Source organism: Cytobacillus sp. QJM3NY_8, assembly GCF_056173585.1.
The window spans coordinates 4,888,874-4,912,394 of sequence record NZ_CM149681.1; the positions used below are offsets into that span (position 1 = coordinate 4,888,874).

General features: G+C 40.1%; 20 protein-coding genes. 6 read left to right on the forward strand and 14 right to left on the reverse strand.

From position 1 onward, the window contains the following. Positions 1-134: 134 nt before the first annotated feature. The 4 genes from AC0VZ9_RS24985 to AC0VZ9_RS25000 all read right to left on the reverse strand — a co-directional run bounded on the left by AC0VZ9_RS24985 (position 135) and on the right by AC0VZ9_RS25000 (position 7,047). Complete coding sequence (locus AC0VZ9_RS24985; RefSeq protein ID WP_475396860.1) at positions 135-1,874, reverse strand: glycoside hydrolase family 26 protein; 1,740 nt, start codon at positions 1,872-1,874, stop codon at positions 135-137. 245 nt (positions 1,875-2,119) lie between these two features. Further along, positions 2,120-5,197 (reverse strand): Ig-like domain-containing protein, encoded by a 3,078-nt coding sequence (locus tag AC0VZ9_RS24990; RefSeq protein WP_475396861.1) that lies wholly within the window; start codon positions 5,195-5,197, stop codon positions 2,120-2,122. 166 nt (positions 5,198-5,363) lie between these two features. Then, a complete protein-coding gene (locus AC0VZ9_RS24995; RefSeq protein WP_251174214.1) occupies positions 5,364-6,017 on the reverse strand; it encodes a class D sortase in 654 nt (217 codons plus the stop codon). 1 nt (position 6,018) lies between these two features. Then, positions 6,019-7,047 (reverse strand): processed acidic surface protein, encoded by a 1,029-nt coding sequence (locus AC0VZ9_RS25000; protein ID WP_475396862.1) that lies wholly within the window; start codon positions 7,045-7,047, stop codon positions 6,019-6,021. Positions 7,048-7,251: 204 nt separating this feature from the next. Here AC0VZ9_RS25000 and AC0VZ9_RS25005 point away from each other — a divergent pair, with 204 nt between their 5' ends. Next, positions 7,252-7,470: an excalibur calcium-binding domain-containing protein gene (locus tag AC0VZ9_RS25005; RefSeq protein ID WP_374940689.1), complete on the forward strand. Its 219-nt coding sequence runs from the start codon at positions 7,252-7,254 to the stop codon at positions 7,468-7,470. Positions 7,471-7,513: 43 nt separating this feature from the next. Here AC0VZ9_RS25005 and AC0VZ9_RS25010 read toward each other — a convergent pair whose 3' ends face one another. Next, positions 7,514-9,526, reverse strand: coding sequence for a penicillin-binding transpeptidase domain-containing protein (locus AC0VZ9_RS25010; protein ID WP_475396863.1), 2,013 nt, complete (start codon positions 9,524-9,526; stop codon positions 7,514-7,516). A 310-nt stretch (positions 9,527-9,836) separates the two neighbouring features. Next, positions 9,837-10,058 carry a hypothetical protein gene (locus AC0VZ9_RS25015; RefSeq protein WP_251174218.1) on the reverse strand — a complete coding sequence of 74 codons (222 nt, stop codon included), beginning with the start codon at positions 10,056-10,058 and terminating at the stop codon, positions 9,837-9,839. 1,119 nt (positions 10,059-11,177) lie between these two features. On the opposite strand from AC0VZ9_RS25015, the gene AC0VZ9_RS25020 reads away from it, so the two are divergent. Together AC0VZ9_RS25020 and AC0VZ9_RS25025 are read left to right on the forward strand one after the other, a co-directional pair. Continuing rightward, positions 11,178-12,227 carry a tetratricopeptide repeat protein gene (locus tag AC0VZ9_RS25020; RefSeq protein ID WP_251174219.1) on the forward strand — a complete coding sequence of 350 codons (1,050 nt, stop codon included), beginning with the start codon at positions 11,178-11,180 and terminating at the stop codon, positions 12,225-12,227. Positions 12,228-12,238: 11 nt separating this feature from the next. Next, the gene (locus AC0VZ9_RS25025) at positions 12,239-13,135 is read left to right on the forward strand and encodes a hypothetical protein (protein ID WP_251174220.1); all 897 of its coding nucleotides are present in this window, start codon (positions 12,239-12,241) and stop codon (positions 13,133-13,135) included. A gap of 223 nt (positions 13,136-13,358) precedes the next feature. Here AC0VZ9_RS25025 and AC0VZ9_RS25030 read toward each other — a convergent pair whose 3' ends face one another. The 3 genes from AC0VZ9_RS25030 to AC0VZ9_RS25040 all read right to left on the reverse strand — a co-directional run bounded on the left by AC0VZ9_RS25030 (position 13,359) and on the right by AC0VZ9_RS25040 (position 15,031). After that, the gene (locus tag AC0VZ9_RS25030; protein WP_251174221.1) at positions 13,359-13,589 is read right to left on the reverse strand and encodes a hypothetical protein; all 231 of its coding nucleotides are present in this window, start codon (positions 13,587-13,589) and stop codon (positions 13,359-13,361) included. A gap of 46 nt (positions 13,590-13,635) precedes the next feature. Then, positions 13,636-14,523, reverse strand: a complete 888-nt coding sequence (locus tag AC0VZ9_RS25035; protein WP_475396864.1) for a helix-turn-helix domain-containing protein — start codon at positions 14,521-14,523, stop codon at positions 13,636-13,638. A 352-nt stretch (positions 14,524-14,875) separates the two neighbouring features. Then, the gene (locus tag AC0VZ9_RS25040; RefSeq protein ID WP_251174223.1) at positions 14,876-15,031 is read right to left on the reverse strand and encodes a YwzD family small protein; all 156 of its coding nucleotides are present in this window, start codon (positions 15,029-15,031) and stop codon (positions 14,876-14,878) included. Positions 15,032-15,358: 327 nt separating this feature from the next. Between AC0VZ9_RS25040 and AC0VZ9_RS25045 the strand changes: the two genes are divergently transcribed. The 3 genes from AC0VZ9_RS25045 (at position 15,359) to AC0VZ9_RS25055 (ending at position 17,840) form a co-directional block, all read left to right on the forward strand. Then, the gene (locus AC0VZ9_RS25045) at positions 15,359-16,240 is read left to right on the forward strand and encodes a helix-turn-helix domain-containing protein (RefSeq protein ID WP_475396865.1); all 882 of its coding nucleotides are present in this window, start codon (positions 15,359-15,361) and stop codon (positions 16,238-16,240) included. A gap of 141 nt (positions 16,241-16,381) precedes the next feature. Next, complete coding sequence (locus tag AC0VZ9_RS25050) at positions 16,382-17,443, forward strand: C40 family peptidase (protein ID WP_217026283.1); 1,062 nt, start codon at positions 16,382-16,384, stop codon at positions 17,441-17,443. A 97-nt stretch (positions 17,444-17,540) separates the two neighbouring features. Then, a complete protein-coding gene (locus AC0VZ9_RS25055; RefSeq protein WP_252245590.1) occupies positions 17,541-17,840 on the forward strand; it encodes a hypothetical protein in 300 nt (99 codons plus the stop codon). Between the two features lie 40 nt (positions 17,841-17,880). Here AC0VZ9_RS25055 and AC0VZ9_RS25060 read toward each other — a convergent pair whose 3' ends face one another. From AC0VZ9_RS25060 to AC0VZ9_RS25080, 5 genes are all read right to left on the reverse strand, one after another. Further along, positions 17,881-19,095, reverse strand: coding sequence for an efflux RND transporter periplasmic adaptor subunit (locus AC0VZ9_RS25060; RefSeq protein WP_475396866.1), 1,215 nt, complete (start codon positions 19,093-19,095; stop codon positions 17,881-17,883). Positions 19,096-19,110: 15 nt separating this feature from the next. Further along, entirely contained in the window at positions 19,111-19,773 is a 663-nt protein-coding gene (locus tag AC0VZ9_RS25065) for a hypothetical protein (protein WP_475396867.1), read from the reverse strand. A gap of 502 nt (positions 19,774-20,275) precedes the next feature. Then, a complete protein-coding gene (locus AC0VZ9_RS25070) occupies positions 20,276-21,622 on the reverse strand; it encodes a hypothetical protein (protein WP_475396868.1) in 1,347 nt (448 codons plus the stop codon). Positions 21,623-21,639: 17 nt separating this feature from the next. Beyond that, positions 21,640-22,746, reverse strand: coding sequence for a tartrate dehydrogenase (locus AC0VZ9_RS25075; protein WP_475396869.1), 1,107 nt, complete (start codon positions 22,744-22,746; stop codon positions 21,640-21,642). An 11-nt stretch (positions 22,747-22,757) separates the two neighbouring features. Then, positions 22,758-23,519: a beta-ketoacyl-ACP reductase gene (locus tag AC0VZ9_RS25080; protein WP_475396870.1), complete on the reverse strand. Its 762-nt coding sequence runs from the start codon at positions 23,517-23,519 to the stop codon at positions 22,758-22,760. Positions 23,520-23,521 lie beyond the last annotated feature (2 nt).

A 23,521-nucleotide genomic window follows, 5' to 3' on the forward strand; every position in this document is an offset into this window, starting at 1 on the left:
TATTTTGGATATATTTTATTTCCATTTAACCATAACTTTTTTACTATATCGTGAGAAACAAAAAAAGAGAAAAGGCATTTGCCTCTTCTCTTTTTATTCAATTATGGGCTAGGCGAGTTATATAAACTAAAGACTCAATAATAAATATGCAAATTTCCATCTTTAAATTCATACTTCATATCAAAACCCTTTAGGATTTCCATAAGTGGAAGGCCTGTTATTTCTCTTTTTTCAAAAAAGGCAGCTTTGTCTATCTTCAAAGTCTCCTGCTTTACTTTTAGGCTTTCTCCTTTATAGGCTACTTCAAATGTTTGTTTATTTTCTTCTTTTACATCCATGTCTAGATAATCCCGTACAAACTGAAAATCAACGCATAATTGTCCACCATAATAAAAGAAGAAATCTCTGTACGAATAAGTCTCATTCTTAGCTGGACTCTCCTCTACTTTTGATAAATAACGATTTGTTTTTATATTGTTTGAGTATGCATTGAGAATGCTCTTTTTCTCTGTAATGGCATAATTATTGATTTTCCTTCCTTCAGGCGCATTAACAAGATTATTCACATCAAAGTAGTAAATAAATTTAACACGCGGATATAGTTCAGAAAGGTATTTATACATCCGGGTTATCTTTTCAACAGCGAAGTCGTCATGATGCTTCCCATCTGTCACGGTGTAATTGGTTGCCCCGAATTCACCAATGACAATAGGTTTTTTATGGCTGTAAGTGTTATATACATAGTCCAATAAACGCAGCGGATCTTCAAAATCCGATTTTGCTTCGATATTATCATTATGATAGAAAACGTTATAAATATTGACGCCAACATAGTCGACATATTCATCACCGGGATAGAATTCATCAATCGTTGATTCCGGCATCGTGAAGACATTCCAGAGCATCATGACGTTAGGGGCTTCTTCCTCCATCACTTCATGCACCAATTTCCATTTCTCAATGTATTGCTCGGAATGACCCGAATAAAAGGTCCAGGTTCCGTTCATTTCACTTGCGTAGCGTAAAAGGATCGGGACCTTTAATTCACCAGCATCCTTTGCGAATTGCCTCAAATACTCATCATCCTTCACTTCATCCAGTCCATTATTCGGCTCCCATGCTACCTGCGGGAAGCCGCCTGCCGCGATGACATCTTCAGCCCACTCCTTCGGAAATGGCTTTCCATACCCGACGTATCTGAAATAGGAGGCATGTGTTTTTCCAGTAAGCTTGTTGAATGTGTTCATGCTCGTATTTATATATTCATCCTGCAAAACATAGCCACCCAGGTATATGCCGCTTCTCGGTTCATATTTTTCACCCGGAACATTTTCCTTATGTACAAAAATCGTAGAGCCTAGTTCCTGATCATAAGGCTTTTTGGTTTGCTCCTCAGGACTTTTAATAGAGACAGTGTTCGTTTGCTTATCATAAAAGAAGTCCATTTGAAACCCCAAGTATTTTTCGACAGACTGATCGGGGACATAGATAATACCGTCTATTATTTCATATCCGCACATTTCATCCTTAGCCAAATTGCAATTTTGAATTAATCCATTGTTATAAGTAACACTTCTATCTTTATAACTAATCGTTAGCTTATCTTCATTTTCCTCTGTTTCCACTAACGTGATGGCTTTTAAATCAGGCAGGGATATATAGAGCGAACCATTCTTTTCACCAATAGGATGAAGTAATTTATAATGATTTCCGTCATAAACAACATTGTCAGAATACCCAACAACATTCATTTTTTCACTGTTATGTTTAATTCTATTCCAGATTTCAGCAGGCTCTATAATGATGATTCCAAATAGGCAGATAAGGAAAAACGCAGTCACAACAGAGAGTACTAGCTTTTGTTTCGACATCATATTAAATCCTTTCTTTACAAGTAATTGTCCATAGGACTGTTTTGGGCATATATTTTTATTCTAACAATGTGCCTGATGGACAGCTGTAAAGATTCTGTTAATTTATAGCAAATGTTTGTAAATAGGATGTTTCATTGCTGTTATCATTATTCACAAAGAGTCGTACCGGAAACCTCTTTCAGGGATTTCCCTATCAATGTGTCATAAAAAAAGAGAAAAGGCCGCAGCCTTTCCCCCTCAATTTATTATCGCTTCTTCACAGTTATTTTTGCGGACTTCCCGGTATTGCCTGCCTTATCTTTGGCATAAACATAAAGGATTTTTCCTGTTTTCTGTTTAGCTATCTTTACTGAAAAACTGCCTGATTTAGCGGCTTTAGCAGACCCAATTACCTTAGTGCCAGCTTTTACATATACCGTAGAATAAGCTTCAGCTTTTCCGGTTACTTTTGTTGATGATGATGTCACCTTGTTAACGGAAGGCGTTTTAGGCGGCGTTTTGTCCTTCACCGTGATTTTTGCTGCCTTGCTTGTATTGCCTGCCTTATCCTTTGCCGTTACATATAAAACGGTGCCAGCCTTTTGAGCTGATTTGATTGTGACAGTGAACTTTCCATCTTTAGCTGCTGTAGTTGTACCGAGTATTGTGCTTCCTCTTTTCACAGTAACTCTGGACCCGGCTTCTGCTGTTCCTGTAATTTTTTTATCAGTGTCTTTCATCGAATTTACTTTTGGTGCGGCCGGAGCTGTTTTATCTATTACTGTTACTTTAGCCATTTTGCTTACATTGCCGGCTTTATCTGCCGCTGTCAAACTCAGTACAGTGCCGGCTTTTTGTGCAGATTTCAAGCTTATAGTGAACTTCCCATACTTATCAGCAGTAGCCGAACCGAGTGTACTGCTTCCTTTCTTGACTGTCACTTTTGACCCCGCTTCTGCCTGCCCCGTTACCTTTTTATCATAATCTTTTACAGGGTCAGCCTTTGGCGATGTAGGAGCAGTTTTGTCTATTACCGTAACATTAGTTGCTTTACTCACATTCCCAGCCTTATCAGTGGCGGTAATCGTTAAGACCGTTCCTGCTTTTTCAGCAGCCTTTAATGCTACACTAAACTTTCCGTCTGTTCCTGCTGCAGCCGTGCCAAGAACAGACGAGCCTTTTTTCACTGTCACTGTAGAGCCCGCTTCTGCCTGGCCTGTTACCTTTTTATCATAGTCTCTTACAGGATCTGCTTTAGGTGCTGCAGGAGCAGTTTTATCTAGTACCGTAACCTCGGTCTCAGGACTTTTATTTCCGGAGCTATCTTCCGCCGTCACCGATAAAACTGTTCCTGCCTTTTGCTTTGCTATTGCAGCACTGAAATTCCCGCTGCTGTCAGCAGTTGCAGTACTCAGCAGAGTATTTCCAGCTTTCACTGTTATTTTACTGCCTTCTTCTGCTTTTCCTGTTACAGTGCTATCCTGGTCACTGACCGGATTAACTGTTGGAGCAGCAGGCGGAGTTGTATCCTCTTCCTCACCAACAAAGGTATATGTAATATCCGCCCCTTTGTCCACTGGAATCTCATTTGATGCCTGCGTAACAATGGCACCTCCGCCCCTTAAATTGGTGGATGCTCCTGTATATAGTCTCGGCTGCAGAGCATTAAAAGCCTGCTCACCTTTAAATCCATATTGCCCGTCGTGCTGCTTCAACAAAAGTGCTCCACGGAAATTTGTCATCGTCTTCCCAAATGTAAGTGACGGATCCACATACTTCTTCATGACATTTTCTACTGCCCTATAGTCATTATTGGAATCCTTCAGGATCTCTTTAAAAATGGCATTGCCTTTGTTTGCCTGGAGTTTTACATACTGTCCAAATAAATAGGATAGGGAATAGTTAGCAAGCGTGTCGCCATCATAGTCCCAATACAGGAGTGAGTGTCCTCTGGCAATTGAATTGGAATAGTTGTAATAATCGATTCTGTCAGTCAGCGGCTGCCCTGTGTACACTTGTTCTGCCGCCATGGCCAAGGCTTCATCAAGCCAGATATCCATGCCGTCTTCATCGCCTTCAATAAAGACATTCTGGTTGAAGTTGACCATATGCTGAAATTCGTGAGCCAGCGTTTCATAGGATGCTGAAGGATCTTTTGCTGCACCGGTCCCCATTAGCGGATAGGTATCCACATAGAAGATCTCTGATTGGTTTGAATACTGAATATTATACAGGTCCCCCGGATAGAAATACCCGGCTATATAACCTCCGCTCCCATTAAATCCATCCTGGATATCATAAGCAAGAATATTAACTTTTCCGTCACCATCCACATCCGATTCATTAGCGAAATGGTTTGTAATAATCGGATGAATGCCTGCATCAAACTCTTTGCCAAGGTCTTCAGCCTGCTTTTGTGTCAGCTGGCTATTATTTACCCACACATTCGCTTTTGACCCGGAATAGAGGAGTGTTGCGTTTATTTGATAATCCGCATAGGTGTAAAAATCGTACACCCAGAAATACTTTGATTGGCCCAGCTGATAAGCTGCTCTTTTGCTTTTATAGCTCCCCAGCTGCTTCCCTTTATTTTTCCTCACATCAAAGGGCTTCTTTACATCTAGTCTGTATGCATCTTGCTTAAGCTTTTTATTGGAAGCATACTTGTCATTGTTGATAGAGAACTGCCCAGTGCTTTGATAGGAATCCCCTAAAACGGATTCATTGCTGATGATGGTATATTTGTTCGATGGTCCTTCCTCTTCACCTTTATAAAAAGGATTTTTCACTTTTAACAAGAAGGCATCTGAATAATATTCTGAATAAACACTTTCTGAAACACCCAGACGCATATAAATGTATGGCTGTTCTGCAAAATAGGATTTATCAATATATGACTCCAAATAAGCGCTCTGGATACCGTACAAATCATAGTCCACAGACCCCAGGAACGCAAAGCTGTCATTTTCTTCTTCATAAAATTCAAGGGTGACAATGGAATCTTTTGAATAATACGCAGATGATTGATAATAGAATTCAAGCATCATTCTGGAATCGGTATATTCCAAAACATCTTCAAACCATAAATGATGATATGAATTCCAGCTATCCAGTAATGTACCAGCAAAATCACCAGGTTCCATTAAAGGAAAGTCATCTTTAGTTACAGTCCTAATATCTTTTGTGGCCTCTTGAACCTTTTTGGGAGCCCCCTCCTTATGGATGGTTTCCTTCAGACGGCTGGCTTTGGCCGTATTCTCTTTCTCCACTCCCAAAACTGTGATGGGCTGGACTGCAAGAAGCAATACCAGAAACAAGCATATTACCCTTTTGAACTGACTCATCTCTTTTCCTCCGCTATTCAAATTCCTATCACTCTACTCACTTTTGAAATTAGTAGAATATGTATATTATATAGGGATATTTATCTAATGGTTGTCGAAAATAGTAATACAAAAATTTTTTTCTATAAAAAAAGTCCCCCTTATTAAGGAGACTCTGTTAATCTCTTTACTTCTTGGATATGAGATGGGCAACCAGAATGTATCTTTGTGGTGCATCACCAATAAAATCAAATGGGTAGCAGGTCGTAACCGTCAGCATGGCACGCGGTTTAGGGACAATTACCGTCCTGTCGTCCGCATCCACAATCCGCACTTTATTGACCCGGTACTCAAAGGTTCCGGCCTTTGTCGTTACTTCCAGAATATCTCCTTCGCCTACTTCACCCAGCCTTCTGAAGACCGTATCTCTATGACCGGAAAGGACAGAGTTATCTTTTTCCCCTGGCATTACACTGCCGGCATAATGCCCTACGCCTTTTTCAAGCTCATCTTCATCTGTGCCATGGATAATCGGCAGCACGGATTTGATTTTCGGGATGTACAGCTCACCGATTTCCTCGCCTACTTCCGGCTTATCCGGGTATAAAACTTCCTTTTCTTCTTCCTCTTCCACTTTTCCTGCTGCAGAGACTTCTTTCTTTAGCTCCATTTCTCTTTCAGGCGCATTCATCTTATAAGAGATATACCCTTTTCCAACTTTATAGACGCTTGTCGTAGTAAACCAAAGCCCCAGCACAATTAAGCTTAAACTAAAGAAAAGAAGAAGCAGCCGCTTTCTGTGGCTGACTTCTCTATTCCTTCGGCTTTTCTCTTGCCTCATATTATCTTTCCCTTACTCTGCGGAATAATGTCATGCCGACCATAATCCCGAGCAGTCCAAGAACCCCATATATAAGATTGTTGGAAGCTGTATTTGGGAGCTTTCCGCCTTTTACTGTTTTATTTTCAGAGGAAGGCTTTTTCACCTTTTCCACTTTTTCCGCTGCATTTGTAATATCCTTGCCTGTTTCTTTAATTAAATCTGAATCAAACATTTCACCTGTGATGATGATATCTGCCAGGAAATCGCCTGCCAGATTATAAATACTGATTTTCAGCTTGGCATTGATCAATTCCTTCATATTTACTAATTCAAGAAGAGTCAGGTTCTTTTCAGTACCTTTAGTGATAAGAGTATACTCTGCTTTTACCTGATAAATGGAAAGCAGTTCATCAAAAATTGACAGCAATTCCTCTACTTGTTCTGAACTCAGTTCCCCTGTCTCATCGAACTCTCCAATAGCCATCATCCGATAAGATAATTCCTCCATCCGGGCCATGGTTTCAGGGCTCAAAAGGTCATCCTCTATCGAAATGAGATGATTCTTCAATCTCTCAATCTCTTCATCTGTTAAATCAAATTCAGCTTTAAACACCTCTAATAGTTCCAGAATCATATCTTCATCGACAATCTCATCTGAAGTATAAAAAAATACGCTCTCCTCAAGATCACCGACAAAAATGTAATCCTCCAGTTCTTCACCAAATTCTGCAAGCAAGCTTCTTAAAGACTCCTCATTCAACTCATAATCATCATAGATATATTGAATGTTGCTTAAATCAGCTTTAATTACTTCACCAAGGGACTCACTAAGCTCTTGTACAGAATCATAATCTTCAATAGTTTCATCATACATGGAAAGAACCATTTCAATGTCTTCCTTCGTAACTTCAAAACCCCTGATTGCGCTAATGTCACTTAAATACTGCTTAAATTCTTCCTCAAATTCCGGACTCTGAGCTGAAGCGGCAGGGCTGAACAAACTGAAAATTAAGACTAAAACTGATAGAACAACGCCTAATTTCCTCATAATCTTCCTCATTTCACCATTTTTTCAATACTTCTATATTATATTTCCTGTTCCTATTTTTTACAATAAACAATTTAAGAGATTTAAATTATCATTGATCTGTTATAGAAGATGAATTATATTTATTACATATTTAGGAAAATAGGAGGAGTTATTTTGAGAAAATTGCTTTCAGCCATCATTACCCTATGCCTTTTAGCCTCATTGTCTTTTAGCCCGGCAGCTTCCGCAAAAACTGCCAAAATCAAAACATATAAAAACTGCACAGAGCTTAATAAAGACTATAAAGGAGGAGTAGCACGATCAGCCGGCATTAAGAATAAAGGCGGAAAAACCAAATATAAACCATATGTATCCGCTAAACTCTATGATGCGAACAAGTCAAAAGACAGGGACAAGGACAAAATTGCCTGTGAAAGATAACTGAATCAAAAAAGGGAAGCAGCCATCTGCCTCCCTTTTCTATTTAAAATCGATCTTTATTTTTTTCAAATACCTTCTTTACCTTTTCCACAACAACCTTTGAACCGCCTTTATCTTCAACGCCTTCTATCATCATTGCAATCAGCAGTTTAGGTGCCCCTGGATTATAGGCAACAAACAGGCCGTTTTCCTGTCCTTTTTCCTCTGCACTTCTTTTCAGCTCGGCTGTGCCTGTTTTTCCGGCAAGCGGGTAATCCTTCATATTCGCAGAGTGAGCTGTTCCGGAAGGCTCCTGAACCACTTTGGTGATGGCCGTTTCTACAGTATTGGCTGTTTCCTCACTGATAATATTTTCTTTCCACACCTGATTCTTTTCTTCCTCTCCCATTAATACCGGCTTTATGAGAGAGCCTTTATTGACAATAGGCGTATAGGATGCTGCCAGATGAAGGATGCTCATCTCCACTTCTCCCTGTCCATAGCCTGAATCTGCCAGTTTGATTTCACTGTCCAGACCGCCAATCTGGGATTGTTCGATCGGGAATGGGAAAGGAACCTCTTCTTCAAAGCCAAACTTCTTTAAGCCCGCAGAGAATTTCTCTTTTCCAAGATCAAGTGCCTCTTTAGCGAAATAGATGTTATCTGAGTACATCATGGCTTTTTCAAAATCAACAGGCCCGTTCGGATCCTTAACACGTGTTACCTGATAGCTGCCCCATGATTTGCTCTTTTGCCATTTAAGTCCTTTCACTTGAATGGTTTCATCAAGTGTCAGTGTCCCTTCGGATAGTCCAACAGCTCCTGTGATTGGCTTCATCACAGAACCTGGAGCATAGGTTTGCTTGAATCGGTTCATGAGTGGCATATCCTTGTTCTCTTCAAGCTGCTTCCACTCCTCAGCGGTAAAGCCCAGCGAAGCCTCATTCGGGTCGAAACTTGGACTGCTGACTAAAGCAAGCGTATCACCTGTAACCGGATCAATTGCAGCAGAAGTTCCCGGACTTCCCTTCAGTTCTTCATATAGATGCTTCTGGAGAGTGATGTCGATTGTCAGCTCAATTGTTTCGCCATTTTCCACAGGTTTTTCTGATAACACAACCTCAGAACCATCTTTCTTTGTGATGCCAATTTTGACACCGTTTGTTCCCTTCAGCCGTTCTTCAAGTACTTGTTCCAGTCCTCTTTTTCCAATGATATCAGTGGAGGAATATCCTTTCCCTTCATTCTTCTTTAGTTCATCAGCTGTAATGGGGCCTACATAGCCAACCAAATGAGCTGATGCCTCACCGAAAGGATAGATTCTTCCTTTTACATCCTGTTTCACAACACCTTTCAGAGCAAACGCTTTATCTAGTGTTGCCTTGTCATCCGGGGAGACTTTTTTAATTGGAACAAAGTATCCTGGCTGTACCCAGTCTGCATTCAGGCTCTTGTTGATTTGCTCTTCTGAGATGCCCAAGGCGGATGAGAGACCTTTAATTGTCTGCTCCTTTTGGCCTTCCATCTGCTCAGGAACAACACCAATTTCATATAAAGTTCCGTTTAAAGCCAGCGGGTCACCTGTGCGGTCTACTATATCCCCCCGCTGTGCCGGAACGGTGCTGTAGCTGATTTTATCCTCAGGTCCAAGCTCCGGGAAAATATAAGTTGTATCCCAAGCAACAAACCAGCTCTTCTCATCCTCTTTTTCTTCCTTCACCAGGCTGGCGTCATGAGTGAATTCAATTTTTCCTGCTGCGCTATCCATGGAAGCTGAAAATGGAAGAGCAGCCTTTTCTTCCTTCTTATATTCTTTTTCCATATCTGGTTTATATGTAACTTTCAACTTGCTAATCTCTAAATCTTTATATACCTTCTCATAGCGGTTTACAAAGTCCTTCTTGCTGATAGACTCTTTAGCGCTTTTTGACAGAAACTCATACATTTTATCGAACTCTTGCTTATTCCAATGCTCAACATACTGGGCAAAACGGTCTTGAGGCTTAACATCTTTATTGCAGCCGCTCAGCAATGCCAGGAATAGAATAGAAATAAGTAAAACCAACCATCTTTTCATGGAAATCCCTCCTTCCTACATTTTACCATTTATATTGGGAGCGATTCCATTAGAATCCCTTAAATTTTCAGGTTGCAAGCAATTTATTTAATCAAAATATTTATGGCTGGATAAGAAGCTTTTCGAGATTTGGGGTAAACATTTATGAGGCACTAGTTTTTATATAATAAGAATTGTTCTGAACCGCCACATAATCTTGGCAGACTATCATTTCATTGAGGAAAGTGTAAAATCGCGGCGAAACAGAACAGAATAGAAATTTTTTAAGGAATCCTTTATGTGCTTATTAAATTACCGAGTTTTTATATGATTAATGTAGTGCTGATGATGCTTTATTGGAAACTTTATAGAGGTTTTCGAGGCATTCTTTTTTGATGCGATCATGGCAAGTAAAGTCATTGCGGATTTCTGCTTCCAGTTGTGAAACGATTATTGAAAGGTGCTCATCTTTCCTTCTTATAATTTGCTTACAAGATATATAATTTTCAATCTTTTGTTCATAATATTCAATAGTTCCAAATAATGGGCTCAAACAAGTTTCCTCTTTTATTTTATTTCCCGCTTATTAAGCCATTTCCCCCCTACTGCATAATCAAACTATAATTTTCAGAATTTTTCATCTGAAAGGGTTTATCAGGCATACGATTCTAAGATAGTCGTATAAATGCATAAGAGATTATTCTGAACAGCAAAGCCACCTGATTATCCCACACTGTTCACTGCCAAATAAAAAAGAGCCTAATAGGCTCCCGAATTTTCTCAAAGGTATTGTATTAATTTTGTATGGTGATATTTTGATTTTCTATAGAGGTTAATAAAAAGGGTTGAAGATGAAGTTGCGCCTAAGATCGTGTTATAAGCAAGGAACCAAAACTTATGCCATTTAATCTTTAATTTCTTGACCATTTTCATCACTCCTTATTAACTTTCCTCCAGCTTAACAAAGGATTATTAAGTCTTCATTAAGTGAATGTAAATTATGGGGTGTATATATATATATTTTGATCCATAGTAAAGGGTGCATAGAGTAACATCAATTCCTTTTATCCAACGATTTCAAAATTCTAGGCCCCTATAAAAAAAAGCAAATTAGTCTCAAAGGACTTTTAGTAAAAATAATGTCTGTCCTCAATTTCTTCTTTGTAATCATACTCTTCATATTCGTCTTCTTGGTTCTCTGTCATATTTGGTGAAGTAACATTTATTATATTTCTTATCATCATTTATCACCTCAGTAATATAATTACTCCTGATATCATTGTATAAACTCTTGTTTGTGTAAAATTAGAGAACCTTTTGAACATCTTATGCTTCTTATACGCAATCCGAAAATAAAAAGGAGATAGCGCAGATGCCTACCTCCCTTATATCGCACATCGGTGGTTCAAGTATTCATTTATTAACTTAAACTACTCTTCGAATTTCTTTTCAATTTCAAGAGTGGCATTTTGATAGCTTTCCTCAAAAAGTATTTGATTGCGCTATTTTTATATTTATAGTAGATACATAATGCATATAGTAAAATAGTTTTAGGAAATATTAAACGTTAGCCATTTTATGCTTGTAATAGTTATCAGCATCTATCTTGCCTTTCCCAGCATAATATAATACTAGTGTCTGTGTCTAAAAAGTTAACTAAAGGGTGACAAAAATGGAAGCAAATGCTCTCATCCAGCCCACTTTTGCCGAGCGATTTACCGGTCTTCCTCCCCATACAACAAGGGAGTATGAACTTAAGCTCACAAAGGTGGCTGAAACATTGAGTGAAACCGAATACAATGAATGGACTTTATATCTTGAAAACAGCATGAACTCGGAGCAGAATCCCTCCATACTTTTTTCCATATTTGTCGTTTTATCTACATATGCACGAAGAATGAAAAACATAAGCCACTTTAAGGAAATCGTCGACAGGTTTGGCGAAAGATTTATTGAGTATCCTTTATACCCGCATATTCTTTCCCTTTTATATAAGGAAATCGGAACCGCTGAAGCGATCGAACAGGCTGTGACTTTTGCCAAAGAAGCCTCACAAAAGTTGCCGAATCAGGTAGGCGTCCTTCATAATTATGCTGAGGCCATTATTCATGCGAGAGAGAACGGAATGATGATTACCGAGGAAGAATTACAGGATGCAGGACAAATCATCAATCGTGTTATTCATTTAACGCCACGATATGCCAAGTTCTATTGTACAAGAGGAAGAATACTTGCTGCGATGGGAAGGTTCAGCGAAGCAAAGGAAGCGATCCGAAGAGCCATAGATATGGAGGAATCCGAAAAAAAAGATTATGCCATTCGGATTAATGACTACCTATTCCATCTAAATAAGGTTCAGACAAACGAATTCTCTCAGGTCTTCTCTGACAAAATTGCCATCACTGAAAAGAGTTTTGATGTAGCTAAGCAGGAAATCGATCAATCCATTTCTAAGTTAAAATCGGAAAACCTGCAAATGCTTGGCTTTTTCACTGCCATCATCAGCTTTACCATCGGCTCTTTAAATATTCTTGGCAATCGGGACTTCCTCGAGAGCGCCTTGCTTATATTAATTCTTTCAGGTTCACTCGTTTTAGCTTTCGTTGGATTCGGATTGCTTTTTCAAACGAAAATACAGCACCCCTGGAGAACGGTGTCTATAAGCTTAACATCAGCATTGGTTATTATCGGTTCTCTTATCGCTTATTACTTTATAAAATAGGTGGTTTTCATATGCAAATCAAGACGGTTTTCACAATAGGAGATAGAGATATTAACGAAGACGCAATTGTTGTTGATCCTCAACAGAACATTTTTGCGGTAATTGACGGGGCAACCGGCCTTGGCGGTCTGCCAGGCTCACTGGCATCCGGGCTGATAAAAAAAGCTTTGGAAAAAGAAGCATTCTCACCGCTAAGGGATAAGATCATTGAAGGCAATACAGATCTGAGGGAGACAACGGAGAGCTCAAATAAAGAGCAGCATCTCCTAGAGCAAATCCCTAAGCATGAAAGAAGCTCTTGCGGTCTGGCTGCCATTCAGATTCATAAAAATGAAGATGGAACAGCCGCTTCAATGGATTGGGCATCAGCTGGCGATTGCATGCTTTTCCTGCAGTTTAAGGATCAATCCATCCGGCAGGTCACCTTCGACCATATCGACCGGCTCGACAATGAAGCGATCATGCTCATGCAAAAAGAATGGGACAATTATTTAAATGGTATTTCCACAATAGAGGATGTTTCAATAGAGGAGCTGAAGAGGAAGCACCAACTTTTTAGGAAGAATGTTCAGGAATTGCTCCAGGCGAACCGGAATAAGCTGAACACCCCTGAGGGCTATGGGATTATTGACGGTTCCCATGAAGCTGCAGATTTTCTGGAATATGGGCATATTCCGCTTATAGCTGTAAATAAGATCCTTTTGCTGTCTGATGGTTTAAAGCTGCATTCCCGCCGAGGTTCGGACCAGGAGGAAACCTGGCTTACAACAGCAAAGATGGCCTTTGAAAAAGGGCTGGATGAATTGGAGAAGTATATTCTGCAGCTGGAAGAATCCGATCCTGCCTGCTTATTTTATCCAAGGTTAAAACAGCACGATGATAAATCAGGCATATTGATAGAGTTGTAAACAAAGCCGTCCGATTGATTGGGCGGCTCTTTTTCCAGGATTAACAGAACCACTACTTCGAAACTTCATGGCACTTCCTCATATAGGATTTTCGTGTCTATTACTTAAGATAGGACCGCGAACACTTACTTTCTCAATATCTATTTAATATAGGGTATCTGGCAATCCTTTAGCCAAAATAAAAAAACGGGAAAATTCCCGTTTTTAATAGAAGACTGATATATTAATGCTCTGATGGAATCCCGTATGTTGAAAATGCCGGACTGTGTTCTGAAGGAATACCAGCTAGTTCGAAAGTTTTGCCAACACTATGTTCTGATGGAATGCCGGCTAACTCTACCGGTTTGACAACACTATGCTCTGATGGAATGCCTGCCTCCTGGTTCCCCGCGAAGGAAGCTCCAACCCCAATTACACCTAATGCCAATGCTCCTGCTAAAATTAATTTTTTCACGACATTGACTCCTCTCTTTTTCATAATTTATTGAATTATTTATATATTAACATCTATTGAGTAATTTTTCCATTTCCGATTCAACAATTTGGATGAATTTATCATTTTTCTGCAGCTGCAGGATATAAATAGCTTTTTGAAGAAACTCAATTCCCTTTTCTTTATTGCCAAGTTTTATATGATTCTCTCCGCTTTGATAGTGCAGGTTGGCAAACAAATATTGGATTTCTTCATGTATGCAAATATCAATTCCCTTTTGGCAATACACCAGCGATTCCTGGAATTCACGGACCTCTGTCAAGGCCTGGGATAAGCCGAATAGAATCCTGACTTTCCCTCTGCTCTCAAGGATATGCGGCAGCTTTTCCAAATCATTAAGTGCCTTTTTGAACAACGATATGGCTTCCTTATAATGATTCATATCTTTATATAAAATAGCGATGCTTGCTAGTATTTCGACTTCTCTTTCCGTTAAGTTGACCCTTTTTTCATTTGTAAGATCTAAAGCGCCATGCAATATTTGGATCGCTTTATCAAAATCATTTTCAAGATAAAAAACACAGATCCCCTGATGCCAGACTAGGAATTGCTTCAGCATGACAGGCTGAAAAATGGGATTATGCAGTTCCTTTTGCACAATTTCATAGATGGCCTGATAATTCCAATTCCGCTTGTGCTTATTAATAATTTGCATAACAGCTGTAGAATAATTTATGGTAGACTTCGAGGCAATATTAAAGAAGTACGTAAGATCAATATTCATTTTATTTGCTAATTGATTCAGCGTTTCCAGACTTGGATACGCTTTCTCTCTCTCAAAAGAAATAAGTTCTTCCTCTGAACATATTCCCTCTGCAAGCTCCTTAACACTTAACCCTTTATACTGACGAAAAGATTGTAAGCTGTCGCCAATTAAATACTCACTTAAATTCATCAGCTTTCCCTCACTTAGTATGATTAATAGTATTATTTTACCACAAAAGGTATAATATCGTTTAATATAGATTCAGGTGTGTTCAGAAACTGCATCAGTCTATATGCTGTTTGTGGAGTGCATGCTTTAAAGATGAACTGATATGGAGAAAAACTCTTCGCAGCTTATTTAAAATTAGCCCCACTATAATATTATTCGATATTCCCTGCAAATATCCTTTCATTAATTAAAAATTTTATAAATGACTGCCTTCAAAGTGATGGAAGCTTTATTCACTTTTTAATACAAAATAAAAACCCTTCTATAAAGAGGGTTAAGTATGCATCCATATTCTATGTCCCAGTTGATATCGTTAATTCCCCACTATTTTTCTCAGGTCATTTTCAATCTCTGAAAGAAGCTGGTTTACGCTCATTTCCTTTTCCCCAACTCCGATTTCATATACTTTTGTAAGCATCTCGAAAAAAAGCTCATTTATCGTTTTGTGATCCTCATTATTTTCCAGCACCTTTTTGCTCCTCCTATTTTCCTAGCAATCTATGACAACATTCTATTTCTTTTTTGGTTATTTGACAATATTTTTCCAATTAAAAAAATAAAAAGAACCGCTTCCTCTTGTGGAACCGGCTAAAATTGGAGATTTAAAAGGATGTTCCTTCAGTTGCAGTTAGGATTTCCTCCTAAAAGCAATTCACATTTTTATTAAAACATTAATATGCAATTCATGTATCATTGATAATTATTCATTTTTTATGGGTTTCAGGGAGAAACCTCTTGTTTATATGGATTTTCAATAGTAAATATAACTATAAGAATATTTTTAGGAGGGTATTGTTTGGACTTTTCTGCGATTGGAAAAAAAATCAAAGAGTTAAGAAAAGCAGCAGGGCTTTCCCAAAAAGACCTGGCAAAGGATATATGTACACAGGCGCAAATCAGCAAAATTGAAAAAGGCGATGTCCTTCCTTTGGCATCCACTTTATATTTCATTTCACAGAGGCTGGGTGTAGATATCAATTATTTCTTTGAGCACGGAACGACCCCTAGGCTTGATTATGTTCAGGAGGTTAATAACCAGCTTAGAATAGCCAGGCGCAACCTTGATTACCCCCTCATAAAAGAGATTGTGGAATCAGAAGAAAGGAATCCCCTCTTTACATCCAACAAGAGAAATTTCCAGATTCTTCTCTGGCATAAAGGGATTTACAAATACCATGTCGATCACCAGTTAGAAGAAGCACTTCTATTCATCGATAGAGCCATCGATTTGACATTCGAGAAAGTGTGGAGTGAAAGGGAAATCGAGATTCTCAATAGCAAAGGAATATTTTTATATGAAGCAGGGAGATACACAGAGGCCCTTTCTATCTATCTTCAAGCAATGAATCATTTAGAAGGAATCCTATATTTAAATGATGAAACCGTCCGAAGCAGGCTTCTTTATAATACGGCCAAAACCTATACAGACTTAAAGGATTTTGATCGCTCTACCAAGCTTTGCAATGAGGCTATTGAAAGCTGCTTAGAGAAGGATCAGCTATTTCTATTAGGGCATCTTCATTATCATATTGGATTTAATTATGAACTCCAAGAACAGCTTGTTTTGGCAAAAAAATATATGGAGCAGGCTCTTGATATCTTTCGCCTTCAAAGAGATGAACGATATAATGACTTTATACTTGGAAAAGTGGCAATTTTCGACAGAAATATTCAGTAGGAAGCACGACATAAGTCGACAGTCCTTTATTATTGTAAAATAATAGTTAGTTTTTTGTATAATCATGTAAAAATATGATCTTTTTGGACGATATATGTGATAAAATGGTACCAAAATATGTCCAAGGAGTGATTCGGAAAAGTGAAAAAACAGATGGTTTCAATTGCTGCTGCAGCAATGCTTTCTTCTGCCTTTGCCTCTCAGGCTTCCGCCGATACATACACAGTTAAAAAAGGAGATACCCTGTATCATCTGGCTATTAAATACAAAACGACTGTTACGGATATTAAAAAAGCCAATAACTTAAGTTCTGATTTTCTATCAATCAATCAAAAACTCGAAATACCAGGGGCAGCAGAGAAGCCTGAATCCAATCAGCCATCAGGCGGAAACACAGCACCTGCACCAGCTAATACAGCCAAAAGCTATACCGTTAAAAGCGGGGATACTCTATCTAAAATTGCCTTAAATCATAATATTAGTCTAAAAGATTTAATGAGCTGGAATGGCCTTAGCACACACTTAATCTACCCAGGACAAGTCTTTAAGGTTTCAAAGTCTGCTGGTAACACTTCAGGAGACTCCCAAGGGCAGACAGGTTCAGCACCTGCACCGTCAAGCCCTGCAAATGGCGGCAGTTCTGAGGTATATGTAGTTAAAAAAGGGGATACTCTAGGCGGCATTGCTGCTAGGTATAAAACTACTGTTCAACAGATTAAAGCGTGGAATAAACTAAGTTCTGATTTAATTCTGATCGGACAAAAGCTAAACTTAAGTGCAGACAAGGATTCAAATGAATCTGTTTCCAGCGGGAAGCCAGGAAATAATGAGCAGACAAGCGGAGCAGCAGCATCGGTTCTTGCCGAAGCCCAAAAGCATGTAGGTGTTCCATACCAATGGGGCGGCCAAACACCTTCAGGCTTTGACTGCAGCGGATTCATCTATTATGTCCTAAAACAGACAGGCTCCAAAATGGGACGCTACTCTTCAGAAGGCTACTACAGCCGCTCCTTTTATGTGAATACGCCTCAGCCTGGCGATTTAGTATTTTTCGAGAATACATATAAGAAAGGCATTTCTCACTTAGGTTTCTATGTAGGAAATAATAAATTTATCCACGCTGGCTCATCAGGCGTTGAAGTTTCCAGTCTGGATAATTCGTATTGGAAGAGCCATTTTGATGGATTTAAACGTTTTTACTAGGACACCTTTTTACAGGTGTCTTTTTTCATATTTTGGAAGGAGTATACATATATTTTGAAGAATGATATAGATAGCGGGGTCTAAAGGAGGAGATCAAATGAACATCGTAGGCATTATTACATTTTTGTCCTTATCTTTATTATTAACGAGTCTTCTTTTAATTTATTCCAAGCTTCAGCATCAGACGCCAGGAAAGCTGGCTGCCATTATTGTTTTTTTCCTTTTGAATGCAGTACCCCTTGTGTATATCGTGTATACTGAGCAAAGCATGAACTATGCGAGTAACTCTTTTTCACTTGGCTCGGCCTTTATGATTGTATGGCTGATTACAGCCGTGATTATGTTTATCGGCATCCTGTTTAGATCCCGATCTGGTAACGAAGATCCTTATTATTAGGCATAAAAGAACCAGCAGCATATATGGCTGCTGGTTTTCTCTATCTGGAAAGAAGTCCTCTGGCTGCATATTTCAGCATATCTTTCTTTCTTAAATCCTTTAAGTCTTTCTTTTTAAGCTTTGCCACTTCTAATGGTGTGATAAATGGAAAGTCCGTTTTAAGAAATGGCGGCCGTTCGAGAAGCACGAGTTCCCCCGTCTCCACCCCTTCCTTCACTTCCTGGGTCTGTCCGATTTTCAGCCCTGTTTCAATTGTCTTTCGTTCAAGCCTGCCGTTTTGCTGGATTGCATATGTATACGAGCCCTCTTTCACCTTCTTCACCGCTTCAGCAGGAACAGTCAGGGTATCTTCCACTTCATTCGTAACAATACGCAAATCGACATGCTCTCCATGGAAACTTTCAAACTCAGGTGCTTCGTTCATAGCAATCGTAAATTCATAGCGGCTTTCTGTTTCCGCGTGTGGTTCTGATGTTGGATACTTTAAGACTTTTTCAAGGGTTCCGTCTATTTTTTTGTTGCTGCCTTTTGGAATGATGAATACCTTCATTCCTTCTGCCGCTTTATGAATTTCCTGCTCTGTAAAAATCCCCTCGACCTTTTGCTCATTCGAAATGATGGTTACAACTGGATTGGTAAGGTCATTCTTAATGCTTTTGACCGTTCCCGCTACTTCACTTTCCACAGTCAGATTAGACAGGCTTTCGTCCGCAGCATCCATCAAATCCTCGTACTTTTGGATTTCACTTTCAAGCCTGCTGACCTGCAGCTCCTTTTCAGCAATATCCCGCTCAACCGTTTGAATCATATATGCATTTGGATTGGGTTCATCTTCTTCTGCAGGTGTGAGGGCTAGCGTTCTCTGCATGCTTTCCAAATCTCTGATATGACTTTCTATGCTGGTTTGTTCACGTTTCAGTTTTTCTATTTCTATTTGGAAATTCTCCTTCGTCAGGGCTATATCATCCGGTGAGTATTCGAATAAGCCTGTACCCGGCTGGACTTCATCCCCTTTTTCTACAAGGAAGCCCTTGAATGTGCCGGTTGTATTCTCATAGTATAGGTGATGCTCTTCCTTTGGAGCCAGGACACCCTTTGCCGGCATGGTCTCAAGGAGGTCCTGTTTTTTCACAGCCGTCCATTCATCAATATAGTAGGTTCTGCTGATCCTATCGCTTTTTAAGAAAATCAGGGCAATATTGCAAGCCAGGAACAGCGTCACACCGATAAGCAGCAATCTCACTTTCCACGTCATAGAAGAATCCCTCACTTAAATTAGCTTTTCCAATTGAATGGATGAGAGTAAAGCCGAGACAATCACAAAAAACAGATGCGTTCCGATCAGCATGAATATCAGGAAGCGAGGGCTTCTTTCGGAAACGACTTTTAAGTACTTATATTGCAGGACAAATGTCCAGATTTTAAAGAGTGTAATCACGGAAAAGGTATAGATTAAAAGCTCCGGAAATGAGGCCGCCTGAGCGATGATGCCGAGTGAAAATAGCGATGATTCACTGTTTAATCCCAGAATAAGAAAGAGTGGAATGTTTATTGCTTTTTCCATTAAGAGAATCAGCATCACCATCAGCTGAATGCTGATCAGCTTTCGGTATTCAACATCAACTAGCGTCCAAAAAAGCAGCGAGGGCACGAAAATGATCATGGCAGCATAAATAATGCCAAAAACAATTTGTCCGCCGCCAAAGAACAGCTTGTACAGCTCATACTCGCTTCTGGACATATCCGTCAAGCTTCTTGATGTCTGCTCGCTCCCAATGCCGAAGTAGGCACTTAGCCCGTACACTAGCGCGCTCAGCAGCATGACCAGCAGAACCTGCTTCCATAAACCTGATAGTCTCTCCTCTTTCCTCAGCTGATGTGAAATCAAATAAGGTTCCTTTAACCCTCTAAGCAGCGGTACCCGATAGCCCATAAAGTATCCCCCAAAAAATTATCTATTATTCTTTCATTTTAACTTAAAATCAAAATATTGGGAAATAGGTAGAATTGTGGAGAAATAGGTCCAAGATAGGCTCAAATTATAGCAAAAGACCTTCAAGAGCACATTTTTCCTGATGGTTAGTCCTTATTTTACAAAAACAAGTGTCGGAATTTGCAAAAACTTTTGTTGTTTCAGATTAATGGAATGGCGGTATAGATAAGTAAGAATTTTACAACCATGTCCTTGTCACGAGAGAATGAAAAATCGAGGAGGGCTTACTAATGAAAATAAAAGCTGGAAACTGGAGAATGCTGAGTGAGCAGGAGAAGTTATTTATTTTGGAGGCTGTCAGCTTTTTTCAATCTAGAACGAAGAAGAAGTCATAAGTCTTATGGGTTTCAGTCATTTATCAATAAATAGCAGTTAAAAAGGCACCTTTGTATGGAATACGAAAGGTGCCTGCTTATGTCCGGCTCCGCACGCCACGCCCCTGTTAAAACCAATTCAGTATATAAACATACAAAAAGGCCATCCCTGTAACAGAGATAAAGTATACACCATTCCATCTGAATGCAACGGTCAGCCCGTTTTTTTGAACACATTGGCTGATGATGATATTCAGGGCGTTAAGTGGTGAAATGGAAGAAGAAAGCATCCAGGTGAAAATGCACATAAATGCCACACTGACTACCGTAATACCAGGCATTTCGGCAAAGTTCAGCGAGGTTAGGATCAGCGGAATGACGATAATTTGATGGACTCCAAGAAAGGCCATTAACGTAACAAACAGGATGATGAACGAGAACAAAGTTCCGATAGACTGCTGTGCTGACCATTGCATGGACTTCTCCAGTAGCTGTTTTACAGGTGTGTGTGAAACAGCGTTGCCAAAAAGACCCGCGCTTAGAAAAAGGCAAATTTCCATCCTCTGTGCCAGTATCTTGCTCTTATAGAGGGAGACTTCTTCCTTTACGGCCTTTTTTTGCTTCCGCAGGACCATCCAGCCTGCTGGCACAATGAAGCAGACCATGCTTACCAGCAATAGCATTGATTTGTGGGAAACCTGCTCCATGACAATCAAGAGGAGCACCAGGCCAAGTACAAAGCCGGCCAGCGTGTACAAATCCTTTTTTCTGCCTTTATCAGCTGCCGCGTCTCCAGTTTCCTCCTCAAGTGCAGCTGCCGTCTCCACAGCTCCAGCCGGTCGGAACAGAATCATTCCTGCTGCCATCTGCAATATGGCAAAAACCACACCAAACGCTACATAAGAAAGATACGTGATCTCTAAATAAAACAAAACAATTCCTACTGAAGCAAAGAATGGCGACCAAATAACAGCCGGTGTAAATCCTACATAGTACGACCTTGATAATAACTTGGATGGAATTTTGATGTTTTCCACAAAGCCGTGTACAATCCTTAAGGCCCCCATGTTCAATATAGGAGCCAGAGTCAGCATAAATGAGCTTATGCCATAAAAAGTATGGGCAGGGCTGTTTTTCAGTTCATTTAAATACGTTATAACTGTATCAATAATTCCTTCCCTTCTTAAGGGAATGGACAGAAGCGGAGCCAGAATGAGAATGGCCAACAGGGCCATATTCTGAGTGATGCCCTCGATCAGCAGCAGGCCCCTATCCCCGACTGCATAATGAATGAAAATCCCCGCAGAGAATAGGCCCAGTGTAAATATCCTGCCCTTCCTATCCAATAACGGCACCATGGTGAAAAAGACCGCTGCAGCCGCCATATTAAAAATAAAGCTAATGTACATATTCGGCACAAATGCCTCAAGAATATAAAGAAAACACATGCCTAATACGAGAGAAAACCGTATCATAGGAACCCTTCTCTCTATTATTTAACTCCACTGGTAGGACTTTTAACCTTAGCCGGAGCATAACTGCTTAAAAGCTCCATAAATTCATTGCCAAGCTGATCCGTTGAAGCTTTTCCGCCCAGATCCGGAGTTACTGAACTCTTATGCTGAAGCAGGTATTTCATCGTTTTCAGGATGGCGCTTCCCCAGGCCGGTTCTCCAAAATGATCCATCATCTGGCTGACGGACCAGATGGCAGCCAGCGGGTTGGCAAGACCTTTCCCTGCAATGTCCGGTGCGGATCCATGAGTAGGTTCGAACATGGATGGAAACTCCCTCTCAGGATTGATATTTGCTCCCGCAGCCAGCCCGAGTCCTCCTGTAATCGCAGCCCCCAGATCGGTCAGAATGTCCCCGAATAAATTGGAGGTAACGACAATCTCAAATCTTTCCGGCTGCAGAACAAAGTAGAGGCTTGCAGCATCCACCAAATAGGAGTAAGTTTTGACATCCGGATATTCTTTCCCCACTTCATTAAATACTTCATCCCAGAATACCATGGAGTAATTCAGTGCATTTGCTTTACTGATGCTTGTTAATGTCTTTTTCTGTTTGCGGGCTTCTTCATATGCATAGCGAATAATGCGTTCTGTTCCTTTCCTTGAAAACACACCGGTCTGCAGGACTACTTCTTCAGGCTTTCCTTTGAAGAGCCAATCCCCTGCTCCGGCGTATTCCCCTTCGCTATTCTCTCGTATCACCAGAAAGTCGATCTCTTTTTCCCCTTTGTATTTAAGCGGTGTCAGCTCCGGGTGCAGAAGTTTAATAGGACGAATGTTTACATACTGATCAAATTCCTTCCTGATCTTCAGGAGCAGGTCCCACAATGAAATGTGGTCCGGCACACCAGGATAGCCTACTGCCCCTAAATAGATGGAATCGAATTCCTTTAATTGTTCGATTCCATCATCAGCCATCATCTTTCCTTTATCCAAATAATATTGGCAGCCCCACGGGAACTCTGTAAAAGAAAAGGATAGACCAGGATCCAGTTCCTCTATTTTTTTTAATACTTTTACTCCTTCTGCCACAACCTCCGGGCCTATTCCATCCCCAGGGATCAGAGCAATTTTCCAATGCTTCATATCATAACCTCCTATGCTTTTGGGCCTCCGGCAACATATAAGACCTGACCGCTAATAAACGAGGATGCCGGACTTGCAAAAAAACTTGCCGCCTGTGCGATATCCTCTGGAGTGCCTGCTCTATTTACCGGAATTTGCTCTACTTTGGATTCAATTAATTCATGAAAGGAAATGCCAAGCCGTTCTGCAACTGCTTTTGTCATATCTGTCTTAATAAACCCAGGTGCAATGGCATTAACGGTAATATTGTATTTTCCCAGTTCAATAGCCAATGTTTTCGTAAAACCCTGGATACCCGCTTTTGCCGCTGCGTAATTGGCCTGCCCCCTGCTTCCCAGCGCTGATACGGAAGATAGATTGATGATTCTTCCATATTTATTCTGAACCATTAATTTCTGGGCATATTTACTGCAGAGGAAAGTTCCCTTCAAGTGAACATTCATGACACTGTCCCAATCATCGGCATTCATCTTAAATAACAGGTTATCCCGGATGATCCCGGCATTATTGACTAAAATGTCCGCCCTTCCATGCCTTTCCTCTATATAGGAAAAAAACCTTTCCACTTCCTGTTCATTGGTGATATCAGCCTTGAGCATTTCTGCATCAAAGCCTTTTTCCAGCAGTTCATGTCGGGTATCAGCTAAGGCTTCTTCATTAATGTCGACTAAATAGACATATGCACCTTCCGAGGCCAGTCTTCTGGATATTTCCTTTCCTATCCCCCTGCTTGCGCCAGTAACAACAGCCACCTGGTTTTCTTGATTAAACAATG